The 15,419-nt window shown below is 38.0% G+C and carries 18 protein-coding genes; 2 read left to right on the top strand and 16 right to left on the bottom strand.

Annotated elements, in window-relative coordinates:
- Positions 1-16: 16 nt before the first annotated feature.
- The 11 genes from NAT51_RS13985 to NAT51_RS13935 form a co-directional block, all read right to left on the bottom strand.
- Entirely contained in the window at positions 17-841 is an 825-nt protein-coding gene (locus NAT51_RS13985) for a hypothetical protein (protein ID WP_250599672.1), read from the bottom strand.
- An 18-nt stretch (positions 842-859) separates the two neighbouring features.
- Positions 860-1,237: a hypothetical protein gene (locus NAT51_RS13980; RefSeq protein ID WP_250599670.1), complete on the bottom strand. Its 378-nt coding sequence runs from the start codon at positions 1,235-1,237 to the stop codon at positions 860-862.
- Positions 1,238-1,291: 54 nt separating this feature from the next.
- Positions 1,292-1,717 (bottom strand): DUF1801 domain-containing protein, encoded by a 426-nt coding sequence (locus NAT51_RS13975; RefSeq protein ID WP_250599668.1) that lies wholly within the window; start codon positions 1,715-1,717, stop codon positions 1,292-1,294.
- A gap of 107 nt (positions 1,718-1,824) precedes the next feature.
- A complete protein-coding gene (locus NAT51_RS13970; RefSeq protein WP_250599666.1) occupies positions 1,825-2,364 on the bottom strand; it encodes a hypothetical protein in 540 nt (179 codons plus the stop codon).
- Between the two features lie 96 nt (positions 2,365-2,460).
- Positions 2,461-2,868 (bottom strand): cupin domain-containing protein, encoded by a 408-nt coding sequence (locus NAT51_RS13965; RefSeq protein ID WP_250599664.1) that lies wholly within the window; start codon positions 2,866-2,868, stop codon positions 2,461-2,463.
- A 173-nt stretch (positions 2,869-3,041) separates the two neighbouring features.
- Positions 3,042-3,764, bottom strand: a complete 723-nt coding sequence (locus tag NAT51_RS13960; protein ID WP_250599662.1) for an LOG family protein — start codon at positions 3,762-3,764, stop codon at positions 3,042-3,044.
- 174 nt (positions 3,765-3,938) lie between these two features.
- Entirely contained in the window at positions 3,939-6,770 is a 2,832-nt protein-coding gene (uvrA, locus tag NAT51_RS13955; RefSeq protein ID WP_250599660.1) for an excinuclease ABC subunit UvrA, read from the bottom strand.
- Positions 6,771-6,867: 97 nt separating this feature from the next.
- Positions 6,868-7,311, bottom strand: coding sequence for a response regulator transcription factor (locus tag NAT51_RS13950; protein ID WP_250599658.1), 444 nt, complete (start codon positions 7,309-7,311; stop codon positions 6,868-6,870).
- A complete protein-coding gene (locus NAT51_RS13945) occupies positions 7,295-7,687 on the bottom strand; it encodes a hypothetical protein (protein ID WP_250599656.1) in 393 nt (130 codons plus the stop codon). Before NAT51_RS13945 ends, NAT51_RS13950 begins: the two co-directional genes overlap by 17 nt.
- Positions 7,688-7,818: 131 nt before the next feature.
- Positions 7,819-8,325 carry a GNAT family N-acetyltransferase gene (locus NAT51_RS13940; protein WP_250599654.1) on the bottom strand — a complete coding sequence of 169 codons (507 nt, stop codon included), beginning with the start codon at positions 8,323-8,325 and terminating at the stop codon, positions 7,819-7,821.
- A 4-nt stretch (positions 8,326-8,329) separates the two neighbouring features.
- A complete protein-coding gene (locus NAT51_RS13935) occupies positions 8,330-8,785 on the bottom strand; it encodes a 2-dehydro-3-deoxyphosphooctonate aldolase (RefSeq protein ID WP_250599652.1) in 456 nt (151 codons plus the stop codon).
- Between the two features lie 81 nt (positions 8,786-8,866).
- Here NAT51_RS13935 and NAT51_RS13930 point away from each other — a divergent pair, with 81 nt between their 5' ends.
- Positions 8,867-9,424 (top strand): YeeE/YedE family protein, encoded by a 558-nt coding sequence (locus NAT51_RS13930; protein ID WP_250599650.1) that lies wholly within the window; start codon positions 8,867-8,869, stop codon positions 9,422-9,424.
- Positions 9,425-9,426: 2 nt separating this feature from the next.
- Complete coding sequence (locus tag NAT51_RS13925; protein WP_250599648.1) at positions 9,427-9,840, top strand: YeeE/YedE thiosulfate transporter family protein; 414 nt, start codon at positions 9,427-9,429, stop codon at positions 9,838-9,840.
- 18 nt (positions 9,841-9,858) lie between these two features.
- On the opposite strand, the gene NAT51_RS13920 is transcribed toward NAT51_RS13925, so the two are convergent.
- From NAT51_RS13920 to NAT51_RS13900, 5 genes are all read right to left on the bottom strand, one after another.
- Positions 9,859-10,521: a lysoplasmalogenase gene (locus NAT51_RS13920; RefSeq protein WP_250599646.1), complete on the bottom strand. Its 663-nt coding sequence runs from the start codon at positions 10,519-10,521 to the stop codon at positions 9,859-9,861.
- Between the two features lies 1 nt (position 10,522).
- The gene (locus NAT51_RS13915) at positions 10,523-11,794 is read right to left on the bottom strand and encodes a sterol desaturase family protein (RefSeq protein WP_250599644.1); all 1,272 of its coding nucleotides are present in this window, start codon (positions 11,792-11,794) and stop codon (positions 10,523-10,525) included.
- Positions 11,795-11,861: 67 nt separating this feature from the next.
- Positions 11,862-12,137 (bottom strand): ATP-dependent Clp protease adaptor ClpS, encoded by a 276-nt coding sequence (locus NAT51_RS13910; RefSeq protein ID WP_250599642.1) that lies wholly within the window; start codon positions 12,135-12,137, stop codon positions 11,862-11,864.
- A gap of 79 nt (positions 12,138-12,216) precedes the next feature.
- Positions 12,217-13,053, bottom strand: coding sequence for a 50S ribosomal protein L11 methyltransferase (gene prmA, locus NAT51_RS13905; protein WP_250599640.1), 837 nt, complete (start codon positions 13,051-13,053; stop codon positions 12,217-12,219).
- Positions 13,054-13,152: 99 nt separating this feature from the next.
- Positions 13,153-15,312, bottom strand: a complete 2,160-nt coding sequence (locus NAT51_RS13900) for a choice-of-anchor I family protein (protein WP_250599638.1) — start codon at positions 15,310-15,312, stop codon at positions 13,153-13,155.
- Between the last annotated feature and the right edge of the window lie 107 nt (positions 15,313-15,419).

Below are 15,419 nucleotides of genomic sequence, written 5' to 3'. Positions count from 1 at the left end.
CACGTTAGTTTTGTATTTATTTCTGCTCTTTATTGATTTTTTCCCATGCTTCCTTAGTCAAAACAACCAATTCATTTTTTTTGCAATCCCAGATGGAAACATATTTTTCAGAAGTAACAAGATGTGTTCCCCAACCGGCAAGATCCTGATAAAGCATTATGGTGCATATATCCGTTGGGGTTATTACATCATCATATTCCGGTAAATGTGTGTGTATGCCACTAACTATTATTTCTTCAGTATTGCCATATTCAAAAACAAGTAGACCTTTATGAAGTTTTTTCACTTTTTTCACATTGCTTTTTTTGTCGAACTCGATTAAATAATCGTTTCCGATGATGAATTTTCCATTTTCTTTGGAACCGGTGAGAACATAAACCTTTTTTTCATTTCCCGAGATTAAAGGAACTATATTAAAACCCGTATTTTTATAGTACGCGAAAATGGTATCAGAACTGATTCTTTCAGATGCTTTGATTCTCAAATCAAAATATTCTTTTTCAGTTGGCGTCAGTTTGCGTTCGGTTAAGTCGGTTGTCGCCGTTTTAAGGTCAAAGGTCTTATCAAAAGTAATGGTTCCTATTGCAGTAGTTCTATCTTGCTTTGAAATAAATACGCATTTCGGGTTGTCACCGTCGGTGTATGAAATATAGCCGCCCAATTTTTCCCGCTCAGTAAATTTTTCAAGAAAAAGATCAGTACCATGCCATGAAGCTTTTTCAGACTGGTATAGCAGGAGCCCTTCTTTGACCGCTTGGTCTTTTAGCTTATCCAATTTATTTTGTCCAATGGCGCTAAAAAGAGATACCAGTAAGAGTGTTATGGTGAATGTTGATTTCATTGATTTAAGGTTTTAATTTTAATCCAATTTGTAAATGTCTTCTTGATTGATATGGCTTTTCCGGCTGATGGTATAAAGCAAATTACCGGTTTCATCTAATATCACTGCAACGCTTTCGTCTTTTTTAGGGAAATGGATCATATAGCCGCGGCCATCGTCTAAACGGATTCCATAGGTTTCAATTCCGTTTTCCGTTTTAACGGAGTTCTGGCTATATTCATACACCTTGATTTTACCATCACTGCTTTTAATGGCGAATTTTTTCGGTTCGAAATTAATTTCAGATTTCTTCCCGCTTGGGTCCATGGCTTTCCATTTTCCACGGTACGTATCAGATCCTTCACAAGAGATTAATAGCATAAACAGAAGAAGAAAAAGAAGGCTGTATTTTTTCATAGTGAATTGGTTAAAGGGTTATAAAAATAGTTATGGTTTGTTTTGTAATTGGTTTTATTGGCCAAGTTCCAATCCGTGCCGTATCGCTGCTTCCAGTACGGAAATGTTGATGTCTTTAACGGCTTTGAATTTAATGCAATATCCGGTCACACTGGCCTTGCCGATTTCCTTTCCATAGGTTTGCTGCAAAAAAGTTTTGTCTTCAATCCCCATGATATATACCGAAATCCCGGTGGTGTTTGCACTGAGGCCGATCCGGTAAAATTCCTTTGTACTCCCGTCAGCATATTGAATCGTTTGTGATCCGTACCCTATATTGGGATTGGATACTACTTTGCCGTCACTGTTTTTACCGTCCAGAAACCACAGCTTCGATGCCGGTTTGATGTTTAATATGGTTTCGTGCAAAATTTGCATATCGTTACGTTTTGCTTCCGGCTGACTGGTGATATAATTGCTAATTTGCGTTTCTGTGTCCATATTACTTTTTTTAGCCCTTCAATAGAATAGAGTAGTGTGTAGCCTAATGGCCAGATGGATGTTGGTGCTAATTTACGCAAAATACTCAGGCATGCTGTATTTTACGGTTATTGTTTGTATTGCTTCAGGATTTTTTCCAATTCTTTGTATTCACCCGATTGACCAAAATTGGAATCATTATAACGTTCCCCGATCATTTGATGTTTCGAACCGTCAAAACTGATTTTGGCCATACCGATTATATGCTTGTCCCTTCTGAATATCAAAACATCACCAAAATCGGGTGTCACAGGTGAAGTTACAGGTTTCAATACCTCGCGTAATGAAAACAGGTGGGATATTTTTGGGTTTAATTTAGCATCGATGGTGTCTTTTTCAAAGCCAAGAATATCCATGTTTTTGATAAAGAGCGTATCCTTGATGGAAACCGGTACATTTCCCGTCAGGATTTGCAACAGGGCTTGTTCTTTCCGGGTTTTATCTTCTTTTGCTCCGATAGTCTGAAGCTCTTTTTTTGAAATGTCTTTATGGTAATATTCGATTTGGTCAAAATGGAAAAAAGGAAGATCCTGATTTCCCGCTGTTTTTGTATTTTGATTGCAGGCGAGTAATAATAGCGTTGAAAGGGGAATTATGATGTTTTTCATGCTTTTGGATAATGCGGGATATTTATTTAGTAGGGATTTTTTGTGACTATGGTTGTTACTATTGGTTTGTTTAATTACGTATATGTATAGAAGTGTTTATTGATTTTCTTCAAACCACTGTACAATCGACGGCATATTCCGTTCAAACCCACCCGGAATGAAAAAGTTCAGCACCCCCGTTTTTGTATCGGTTTGATTCTTAAAATCATGCATGGTTTTAGCGGGGATTCTTAAAAATGTACCTTTTTCGGCATCAATCCATTTGTCACCAATCAAAAACGTTGTCGTGCCTTCCAGTACATAAAAAACTTCATCATTGTCTTCGTGAAAGTGTGCTCCCGGACCACCTGAATTGGGTTCCAACCACCATTCCGAAACGCTGTATTTTTCATTTGTTTCGTTTTCATCTGCCTTAAAAATGGCCGTCATGGTGCCGCAATTGTAAGTACGCCCCTGATCCTTAGGAAGAATCAAAATATCAGAATGGTTGTCTTTATGTTTCATTTCCTGCCGGTATTATATTTATTTTGAAAGTTAATGAAAAATCTGACAGGAAAGACGAAAGGACAGGGGTTATTAACTGTCTAAGTAATCTAAGTAATCTAAGAAGTCTAAAAAGTCTAAAAAGTCTAAGAAGTCTAAGAAGTCCAATAAAAAAAGCCCCTAAGGGCTTTTTATTAAAAGTTCGGACTTAAATTATATTTCTTGTAGAAATTATCAAGCGCTTCAACCACTTCTTCTTCAGTGTCTACGATTTGAATTAAATCCATATCACCCGGGCTTACCGTTTTCTCCTGATTGATCATGATTTCTTTGACCCAATCAATCAATCCTTTCCAAAACTGGCTTCCCACTAAGATAATCGGGAACTTACCAATCTTCTTGGTTTGGATTAATGTGATGGCTTCAAACAATTCATCCAAAGTTCCAAAACCGCCCGGCATAACCACAAATCCCTGTGAATACTTCACAAACATTACTTTACGCACAAAGAAGTAATCAAAATTTAAGTTTTTATCCTTATCGATATACGGGTTGAAGTGTTGCTCAAACGGCAACTCGATGTTCAATCCCACCGATGTTCCTTCGCCACGGTGCGCTCCTTTGTTACCGGCTTCCATGATACCCGGTCCACCGCCTGTAATCACACCATATCCTGCCTTACTGATCTGATACGCAATACGCTCAGCTAATAAGTAATATTTATCATCCGGTTTTGTTCTCGCCGATCCGAAAATAGATACACACGGACCAATTCTGGCCATGCTTTCGTACCCGTTAACAAACTCCGACATGATTTTAAATATTCCCCATGAATCGTTTGTACGTATTTCATTCCAGGTTTTCTGCATTAACTTATCCTGGATTCTGTCATCTTCATTCAAAAATTCTTCTTTCATTTATCTTTTAATTGTTTTATTATTAAGAGCTGTTTTCTCTCGTCCCCAAGACGAGATCGCTGTATCTTTTTTTGCCCGCCGCCCTGAGATAGTCGAAGGGGTCAAAGCAAAAAAAGGATGACTCTCGGACCGTCCTCGGGACGAGACTATAAGGGCTAGAAAAAAATCAGCCGACTAAAATAATTCTTTTTTTAGAAATTGAGCCGTGTAGCTCTTTTTATTTTTTATGATTTCTTCGGGAGTTCCTTTGGCAACTACCTCACCACCGCCTTTTCCGCCTTCATAACCAATGTCGATAATGTAATCGGCGAGCTTAATCACATCCATATTATGCTCAATGATCAACACCGAGTTCCCTTTGTCAACCAGTTTATGAATCACGTCCATCAATACTCTGATGTCTTCAAAATGCAAACCGGTAGTCGGTTCGTCCATAATATAGAAAGTGTTTCCGGTATCTTTTTTGGATAACTCGGTCGCCAGTTTGATACGCTGTGCTTCCCCGCCCGAAAGTGTGGTGCTTTGCTGGCCTAACGTAATGTAACCCAATCCCACATCCTGTATGGTTTTGATCTTACGGTAAATCTTCGGGATGTTCTCAAAGAATGGTACGGCTTCATCCACCGTCATGTTCAATACATCGGATATCGATTTTCCTTTGTAGCGTATTTCTAAGGTTTCACGGTTGAAACGTTTTCCCTGACAAGTTTCACACTCGACATATACGTCGGGTAAAAAGGCCATTTCAATGGTTCTCACACCGCTTCCTTCACAGGTTTCGCATCGACCGCCTGCCACATTGAAACTGAAGCGGCCTGCTTTGTATCCACGGATCATGGCTTCGGGAGTTTGGGTAAACAAACTTCTGATTTCTGTGAAAACCTCGGTATAAGTCGCCGGATTCGAACGTGGTGTTCGCCCAATCGGACTTTGGTCTATATCAATCACCTTATCAATGTGCTCCAATCCTTCAATCTTTTTGTAAGGCTGGGGTTTCTTTACCGCATTGAAAAAATGTTCGTTCAAGATAGGGTATAGGGTTTCATTGATCAAGGTCGATTTCCCTGATCCCGAAACGCCGGTCACACAAATCAGTTTTCCTAAAGGCAATTCCACCGAAACATTCTTCAGGTTGTTACCTGTCGCTCCGGTCAGTTTCAATTTTTTTCCGTTGCCTTTTCTTCTTTCCTTCGGAATTTCGATCTTCATCTTACCACTCATGAATTGGGCGGTAATGGTGCTTTCTTTTAATAATTGTTCAGGCGTGCCTTCGCTGATGATTTGTCCGCCATATTTTCCGGCCTTCGGGCCAATGTCAATCACATGATCGGCACGTTCAATCATGTCTTTGTCATGTTCGACCACAATTACTGAATTTCCGATGTCTCTTAATTGTTCCAAAGAGTGAATCAGTTTTTCATTGTCTCTCTGATGCAATCCAATACTCGGTTCATCCAGAATGTATAAAACGCCCACAAGTTGGGAACCAATCTGCGTTGCTAAACGGATACGCTGTGCTTCACCACCTGAAAGTGATTTTGAATTCCGGCTCAAAGCCAGATAATTCAGCCCCACGTCGACTAAGAACTGCAATCGGGCTCTGATTTCCTTTAAGATTTCAGTTGCAATGATTTTTTGCTTATCGGTTAAGTGCGCATCAGTATCAGCAAACCAATGGGTCAGTTCCGAAATATCCATATTGGATAATTCGGCTATGTTTTTTTCATTGATTTTGAAGTATAAAGCTTCTTTTTTCAAACGTGAACCACCGCAATCACCGCAATCCACTTCATCCATGAAGTCTTTTGCCCAACGCTTGATCGAAGTCGATTCCGACTCATCATGCTGTGATTTGATAAAGTTGGATATTCCTTCAAAGTCGATTTTGTATTCCTTGGTTACACCGGCTGTCTTTGATTCGATGGAGAATTTCTCTTTTCCGCCATTCAGAATCATTTCCATGGCTTCTTCCGGAATGGTTTCGATGGAATCGGTCAGTTTAAACCCGAATTTTTCACCAATGGTTTCCAATTGCTTAAATATCCAGGTGGATTTATACTCGCCAATTGGTGCCAATCCACCGCTTTTAATGGATAGCTTCGGATTTGGAATAATCTTTTTAACATTGATTTCATTCACGGTTCCCAATCCGTTGCAATACTCACAGGCGCCTTTCGGGGAGTTGAATGAAAATAAGTTGGGTTCCGGGTTTTGGTACGAAATTCCGGTGGATGGACACATTAAATTCCGGCTGAAAAATCGCACTTCATTCGTGTCCTGATCCAAAATCATCAATACGTTTTCTCCATGATACATGGCGGTTTTGATGCTTTCGTTCAGTCTTTTTTCATTGTCTTCCGATGAATCGATCACCAAACGGTCGATTACGATTTCAATATCATGGGTTTTATAACGGTCGAGTTTCATGCCCGGCAATATATCCTGAACCTCACCATTTACACGGACTTTCACAAATCCCTGTTTGGCAATCTGCTGGAATAATTCGGCATAATGACCTTTACGGGCACGGATGATGGGTGCCAGAATATTAATTCTTTTCCCTTCGAAATTGTCAATAATCAAGGCTTTAATCTGCTCATCAGAATAGGAAACCATTTTTTCGCCTGTATTGTAACTGTAAGCGTCACCGGCTCTGGCAAATAATAAACGAAGGAAGTCGTAAATCTCGGTAATGGTTCCAACAGTTGAACGCGGACTCTTACTGGTGGTTTTCTGCTCAATGGCGATAACCGGAGACAATCCGTCAATTTTATCCACATCGGGACGTTCCAGACCACCTAAAAACTGTCGGGCATAAGCAGAAAATGTTTCGATATAACGGCGCTGACCTTCTGCATAAATAGTATCAAAGGCCAATGATGATTTCCCTGAACCGGAAAGTCCGGTGATAACCACCAGTTTTTCCCTTGGGATTGTAACATCGATATTTTTAAGATTATGCGCCCTGGCGCCAATGATTTCAATCGTTTCTTCTGAGTGTTGCATAAAAATGGGCAAAACACAAAGATACTGAATCCTGAACAAATTCGGAATTGCGTTTCATCCTGTTTTTCTGAAAATAATCTTAAAGTTTTAAGAAGGGCTATTCTTTGCTAATTGCTTTTTCGATAGCTTCCCTTCTGTTTTTAACTTCGAGCAATTTGTAGATGTTGTTGATGTGGGTTTTTACCGTGCTCAATGATATGAATAGCTGATTGGCAATTTCATTGTTGGATAATCCTTTTACAATAAGGTTTAATACTTCTTTTTCCCTTTCGGATAACATTTTGGAAACCTGTTCTCCTGTTTCTGTACCGGATTGTGTTTTGAAATAATCCTGTTTAATGGCCTCTTTCTGTTTTTCAATTTCGAAGGCTACCCATTTTTTGAAACAAAATAAGGCACCTAAAAGCAGTAATATGGCAAAGTAAGGATGTCTTTGCCATAACCACATTGTTTGGGTACCATTGAAAATAAATACAACTGAAGTGAACGCTAAAAAAATAGCGGTTGCCATCAGTAAGGTTTGCTTACGCTTTATTGTCATGGAATTTTATTTGTTTTAGTTTGTCTTTACTTCTGAAAAATTTTATTAAAACTACAATTGCAAGAATCCAAATCACGATTGCTGTTAACGGACTTTGATTCAAAAGTACAAATTCAGTGTGTTTTTCCGAAAAATAGGAAGAAAATGGGAGACAGCTGTAAAAGATAGCCAATGCAAGTAATTGTTTTTTATTGAGTGAACTTTCGGTTCCAAGTAAATAAAAGGCGACTAAAAGTAGGCTCCAGGCTATGTAAGCAAATGATGAGCTGATTAAAAAAATAAGACCATTTTGACTGAAATAAAAAGCAAGCGGACTTAATCCTGCGAATACTAAAAAATACATTGTTGTTTTCCCGTTTAAAAAATTTTGACTCATAACGATTTGTTTTAAAATTGATGAAGCAAAATTATCCTGTCGAAATCATTTTGGGTAATTTTTAGGGGTGGAAAACGAGGGTGGAAAAATGTAACTGATTTGTTTTCAGTGGTAAATTAGTTGTGTGTGAATTATAAAACACCGTCTCTAAATTTTACCCAAACATAATCATCAACGATTTCATTGTTTTTGATAACGCCTTTTTTATGTATGCTTTCCAGTATGTAACCGTTTTTCTCCAAGGCTTTCATGGATGCTTTATTAAATTCGAAAACGCCGGCAACAATCCGGATGACGTCAAAAGTTTTAAAAGTATATTCAGTCATTAACCGAATGGCTTCGGTTGCGATTCCTTTTCCCCAGAATGGTTCGGCAATGAAATAACCGATATCGGCATTGAGACGTTGGATGTCATCCCTTAACCAAATACCTATTTCACCGCAAAGTTGATTGTCATGGAAAATTAAAAAACGTTCGGCAGGATTTTTATCCACGTTACGTTCAAATAATTCGGTTGCATATTCAATTGTATAAGGGAAAGGTGTCCGGTCAAAACCGTTTTTGGCAATATTGGGATTGTTTCTATGCTTAACAAAATCTTCAAGATGTTCGAAAGCGTAACTTCTCAGTTCTGTCATTGTATTATTTTCTTGCGGTAAAACCTACAGGGATCATCAAAGCACCCTTTTCAAATTTATTGATGTATAAAATCACGGGTTTGGTGTTTCCTTCCCAGGTAACTTCAAACATATCAATGATTCCGGCTCCCATTTCGGTTTTTTTGGTAGGGAAGGGGCAGCAGGCATCTTTTTTTACATAGGTAACTTTTTCCCCATTCGGACCGGCCAAAGCATTTAAAAAACGTATTTGGTTGTTTGGGCCGTCATTTAATGAAGTAAAACCAACGTTTACGGGATAGTTTTCATTGTAGGCATATTTTTTATCCGTAGCCTTCTCTGTAATGATAAAACTGTTATACTCTCCGTTTAAAGCAGGTCCGGGAACGCTGTCGTCAATATTTCTGATGGTTAATTTTGTGCTGATACAAGAAGTTAATACAAGGAATAATGATCCTAAAAATAGCAGTTTGGTTCTCATTTAATGTCAATATTTACTTTTTCATTTGATGTGTAACAAATATAGTGACAAACTTATATTTTTGTAAAAAAATATTATCTGATGGAGTTTATTACAAATACCTGGCACTGGTCGGTTTCCGGTTTCCTTATCGGAATGATTATGTTGCTGCTGACTTATTTCGGTAAGTCATTCGGAATGTCTTCTAATCTAAGAACCATTTGTACGATGGTTGGTGCCGGAAAATGCGCTTCTTTCTTTGATTTTGACTGGAAATCCCAAAAATGGAATTTGGCCATTGTACTGGGGGCGATTGCAGGAGGATTTATTGCGCACCATTTTTTGGCAAATCCGGATAATGTAGCGATAAACCCCAAGACTATTGCACAGTTGCAACTTATGGGAATTGATGCACCAAACGGTAAATTAGCACCCGATGCTATCTTCGGCATGGAAACTTTGTTCAGCGGAAAAGGCCTTCTGATATTGCTTTCAGGAGGGTTCTTGATTGGTTTCGGAACACGATATGCCGGAGGATGTACTTCGGGACATGCTATTTCAGGCTTGAGTAATTTGCAGTTACCATCATTAATTGCCGTAATCGGATTCTTTTTAGGCGGATTGCTTATGGCTCATTTTTTACTCCCTTTAATTTTTTAATTATGAAATTGTTTCGATTTTTTGCCGTAGGAATGTTATTTGGGATTGTATTAACCAAAGCTGAAGCTGTTTCCTGGTACCGTATTTATGAAATGTTCATGTTTCAGTCTTTTCACATGTATGGTATAATTGGTGTAGCTGTTTTTACAGGAGTATGCGGTTTGATGCTAATCAAGAAAAAAGGGATTAAGGATTACAAAGGCATGCCGATTGAGATTCTTGATAAAGAAAAAGGCTTTGTGCGTTATATTGCAGGAGGCTTCCTTTTTGGATTGGGCTGGGCACTGGTAGGATCATGTCCCGGACCTATATTTATTTTACTTGGCGCAGGTGTTCCGGCAGTCGCTATAGTGCTTTTTGGAGCTCTTTTAGGGACTTTTGTTTACGGAATGATAAAAGATAAATTACCCCATTAAAAAAGGCCTGAAAAGGCCTTATTTTTTTTCGTTCAATTTCAATATTCCAAATGTAATCAGATACTGTGCAATAAGATACGTTGACATGATCAGTAGCGATGCATTAGGTAACGGTGTGAAAAATTTATTGATTGCCAAAATACTGTCAGAAGTCACAAATGAAACAGCTCCGTTCAAAATAAGAATGTTCATTGGATTTCTCCAGGTTAAAGCGCCACGGATGGCTATAACCAACATTAATGAAATTACAAAAGCATATACCGATACCGGTATTTTAAGATCGCCCAGAGATGGCAGTAATATCGTTAGCATCGTATATAAATAAGCTGCCACAGCCAATATTCCAATACCGAAAATTAACTTATTGGGAGCGCCGATTCTTTCCTGTTTGATGAACAAGGTTATAAAGAGAATATGACCTATCAAGAAAGAGACTAATCCGAAAATAAAGAATAATTCCCCTTTATCGGCAAACATTAAGATGACATCTCCAATCCAGGAAAATGTCAAGGCTAAAAATAGCCATTTCTTTGTTGGAAAATTATTGGATTCATTAGTAGCCAATAATAAACCCGGTAGTAATAACGGTTTAAAATACCAGGCTAAGTCTTCCTTTCCGATGGCAATTAACAATAAATAAAAAACACTGATTCCGACAAAAAATTTTAAATACTTGCTCATGTTATGCGTTCAGGATGGTTTGGTTTTGGGTTTTAAATTCAGCAGTTACAAAATAAATATTAATTAAAAGGGAAATGGTCAGATAGCCTAAAACGATATACGTTCCAAAAGGTACTACAGCGTCAATATCAAACCAGCTTCCTGTAAGGGAAACAACAGCTATGACATATGCAAAGCGGATGGCTTCCCAAACAAATGAATATTTGTTTTTATCCATAAGTTCGGTGTAACTGTAAACGGTTATGAATACGAAAGCACCATATAAAAAGATTCCCGGAATGCCAATATTTGCAATGTTGTCAAAGAAATAAGTAATCAGAAGTAGTGTAATCAGTAATTGTGCTATAGACCAGCCAATAAGTGTTTTCGAATTATCGGTTCCGAATTTTTTGAAATCGAAAACATTATCAATTTTATGTAACGGATATTTTTCATCAAATCCTTCCGGTCTCCAGCCTGTCGGCATAAACCATATTTTTAATTTATCTGAAAATTTCTCGGCATGCCACGCATCACGGATTAAAACCCATAAATGCTGGAAGTTGATTTTTATAGGATTCCAGGTTTCTGCCGGTCTTGTAATTCCGAAAACAGCAGGGACTTCTGGTAATTCTTCCTGAAAAGTACCGAAGAATTTATCCCAGATAATAAAAACCTGAGAATGGTTTTTGTCCATATATTCCGGATTAATGGCATGATGAACCCGGTGGTGTGAAGGTGTTACAATGATTTTTTCCAAAAAGCCCATTTTGTTGATGTATCGTGTATGATACCAAAACTGTACAAAGAACTGGATTGGAAGTGTAATGGCAATTACTTTGGCAGGAACGCCTAAAAGCGCAGCCGGTAACAGTAAAAATGTAAAAATGTTTATAAAAGTCGATACAGACTGGCGTAAAGCACAAGATAAATTAAATTCTTCACTACTATGATGGATCGCATGTTTGTTCCAGAAAAGATTAATCTGGTGTGACCATCGGTGTGTCCAATAGCCTTGAAAATCAATTGCAATAAAAGCAATTACATACGCTAAAACCGATTCCTTAATGGTGAAAAATGCCAGATGATCAACCATCCATTCATATGTGAGGATAGTTATACTTAGTTGAAGTACATCTTTTGTGGCATTGGCTACACCTGAACTGATGCTGGAAACACTGTCCATCAATGGAACATGATCGACCCCTTTGTAATAACCATATAATTTCTCAATGATGATTAGTAACAAAAAGCAAGGCATTGCTATAATGAGTATTTTTCCGTAGACTTCCATAATCAATAAAAATTTAAGAATGGAAAGATAATCAGATTTAAGGATTTAACAAATTAATTTTTATTTGTTAAATGATTTCTGCGCTTAGTCCTGCATCCAATAAAGCTGTGCATTGTGGTTTCAACTCGTCAAAAGATCCTGTTTTTACGGCACATTTTCCTGTGTAATGCACTAAAATGGCACATTGTTCGGCTTGCAATTCTTCGTGGTCACAAACTCTGATCAGGGTTTCAATTACGTGGTCGAATGTGTTCACTTCATCATTGTAAAGAATAATTTCGTGGTTCACACCGATTTGCTCCAAAATTGAAGTCAGATTTTGCGTTTTTTCTATTGTTGCCATAATGCAGTACTAGTGTTTAGATTTGTGGAATTAGGACTTAATTAAAAATTACTTCATGAATTTTTCAAGGGTAAATCTTTTACGAATTTACATATTTTAGTGATACCCAGTTGTTTCTGTTTATCTTTTTAACAAAAGTTAACCCTTTTTCTGTACAGGAAGCATCGATGAAAGGAATATCCTGCTCGTAAAATCCGCTGAAAAGAATGATACCGTCTTTGTTGAGACAATCAACATAGGTTTGCATATCATTCAATAAAATATTACGGTTGATATTGGCAATAATCAAATCGTATTTTTTACCGTTTAACAATGAAGCATCACCTTCATAAACAGCTATATGTTTACAGTTGTTTCTTTCCGCATTTTCGATTGAATTGAGGTAACACCAGTTGTCGATATCGATGGCATCAATTGGTTGGGAACCTTTCATTTCGGCAAGAATGGCCAAAATTGCCGTTCCACAGCCCATGTCCAGTGTTTTCATTCCGTTCACATCCATTTCCAATAAATGTTGGATCATCATATGTGTTGTTTCGTGGTGTCCGGTTCCGAAGCTCATTTTAGGTTCGATAACGATATCAAACTGAGCATCAGTTTTCGGATGAAAAGGAGCGCGAACGTGGCACAAGCCATCAACATCGATTGGGTCGAAGTTTTTTTCCCATTCTTCATTCCAGTTGGTTTGCTCAATTTCTTCAAACGTATATGAAATCTTGAATTCCGGGTTTTCCAAAATATAAATATCTTCCAGGATAGCTTCATTCCAAAGGTCTTTTTGGATAAAAGCTGAAAAACCATTTTCGGTTTCGATAAAGCTGTCGAAAGGTTTTTCGCCTAATTCGGCAATTAAAATCTCTGAACCTAATTCTTTTGGTTCAACCGTGAAATGATATCCAATGTATATGTTTGACATGATTTATATTTTTTGCAAAGATACAATTTCAAAAACGAATTATAAATAAAATAGCCAGAACTACTGGCTATTTTTTGATCTCTTAACTTTAAAGTCTGATTATTTTACAATCAATTTTTTAGTAATTCCTTCGGATGTTTTTACCACATAAATTCCTGATTTTAATTGGGAGATATTTAAGGTTAGGGCATTTTCTCCGGAATTGATTTCTTTTCCGGTGAAATCAAACAAATGATACGAAATTGCTCTGTTGAAATAAACGATTCCGTCATCTGCGGGATTAGGAAAAAGTGTCAGCGTTTTAGGATTTTGACCAAAATCATCATTCGATAAATTAGTGGTATTGACTTCAAATAAGGCAATTGTTCCGCTGATTTCATTGGCAACTGCGATATAGTTTTTTCCTGTCGGACTGTTTCCTGACGGAATAAACGTGATCCCTTCCGGACCGTTGTCACCGCCATAAGCAGAAGTATTGCGGCTGGTTTTGTAATCGGTGAATTTCACATCTGCGGGATTGGTGATATCGTAAACCATTACACCTCCGGTTCTTTCCAATGTGATAAAGGCAAATGTCTGACCGTTTAATTCAGCAATTGTTAGTCCTTCCGGTTCCGGTCCTTTGGCGCGGCTTCTGTTTTTTGCAGCATTGGAACTTGTGTGATCAGCGTTGAAAAGCGAACTGAACGGACTTACAGTTGCCGTATACGTTTCAAAATCGTCCCCGCTATCGTATACCAATGCTTTAGTCGAAGTATTGAAAATAGAGAAAGAACGGCTTCCCAAACAATATAATTCCTCGAAAGCGGCATCAGCATCTGTATTTCCGTTAAGATTGGTTATACGCATCCTTCCGGCATTGTTGTTGTTTTTCAGCGCCACCGAATTAGGGAAATTCGTAACGTCCAATGTGCTGGCTCCAATAGTTGTTCTTTCATTTAAACCAGTGTATTCTTTTTCGTCACCTTCATTTGCCGTGACGATATAGGTTGTACCTGCGACTGAATAATTAGCAACTGCATCCGGGATATAATAAGCTTTGATTGGCCAGTTTGCGATTAATACCTGTCCGTTATTGTCGGAGATATCCATTCCGTTTCCGGGTTGGCTCACGTCTTTTGTTCCCAGTGCCCAAACATCGGCAATTGTATTGTTTGTTAGGTTAATTTCGGAAATGGCATTATTTTCCTGAATGGTTACCCATGCTTTCTGTGAATTGGGACTGATGGAGATGTATTCCGGTTCAAAATCCTGTGAAAGTGTGCTCGTGCTTTTGGTTTTTCGGATTCCCGATGCCAGTAATGGAGTTTCCTGAACATTGAAATTTGTGAAAAGTAGTGTTGTCACATTCGATTGCGCTAATGGAGCAATACCTCCGGTAATATCGATGATAGAAATTGAACCTTCCGGATCTACTGTGTAGGCGTCGTTTGGTTGACCTTCATTAGCGGTTAAAACTTTAGTACCGTCAGGAGTAAAAGTAATCATATCCGGTAAAGCACCCACGGTAACCTGATTTTGGTAAACACCATTAGTATTGAAAAATACGACTGAGCCGTTTAACTGTTCGTTTGCATTAGGTGATGCAACAGCAACAATTCCGTTTTTAACAGCTACCGAAGTAATTCCGCCATAAGGTGTCATGTCGATAGAATTGACTAAACTTAGATTTGAGGGATTGGAAAAATCGATAATGTCTAATTTTTTGGAAACGGCACTAATCGTAAACAATCGTTGGGAAACCGGGTCATGGACAACAATTTCGCAAGTACTGTTACTGGCTCCAGATGGATCAAAACTTCCAACATAGTCAAGTGTAATGTTGTTGTTTGGCGTTTTTGCTACGTTGTCATTGTCTTTAATGTAAATTGTTGTGAAAGCATTGGAACCAATTGTTAAACCAACCGGGTTTTCAAGGCTTAATACAAAATATTCCGAATGTTGTTCGTGTATTGCATCATCGATAACCGGGATCATGATGGTTTGTGTTGTGGCACTTCCGGAAGTAAAATTTAAAGTTTGTGAAGTGTACGTGAAATCGCTTGAATTAGCCGTACTGAAGGGAATTCCTTTAACTACAACATTTACAGATGAAGTTGTTGGTGAGGTTAGCGTAATAGTTACATTTACCGTGCCCTGATTTTCGTTGGCGACAGTCATGGTTGAGGTAAACGAGGCTGTTTGTGCTTTACTTTCAGTATTTTGTGTAAAAACAACAATAATGAAAGCAACTCTGATTAGATTGTAAATTTTTGACATAAGTTAGTTTGATTTTCGCACAAATGTCAATTACGTGTCTTAAGATAAGATTAAATTAAAAACATCATTTCATTAGAAATTAATTATCTAAATGTTAAGTTGTTCTG

The organism is Flavobacterium amniphilum, from assembly GCF_023634845.1.
Classification (GTDB): domain Bacteria; phylum Bacteroidota; class Bacteroidia; order Flavobacteriales; family Flavobacteriaceae; genus Flavobacterium; species Flavobacterium amniphilum.
Note: the sequence above shows the minus strand (reverse complement) of the source record. Positions and strands in the feature narration are given on the sequence as shown.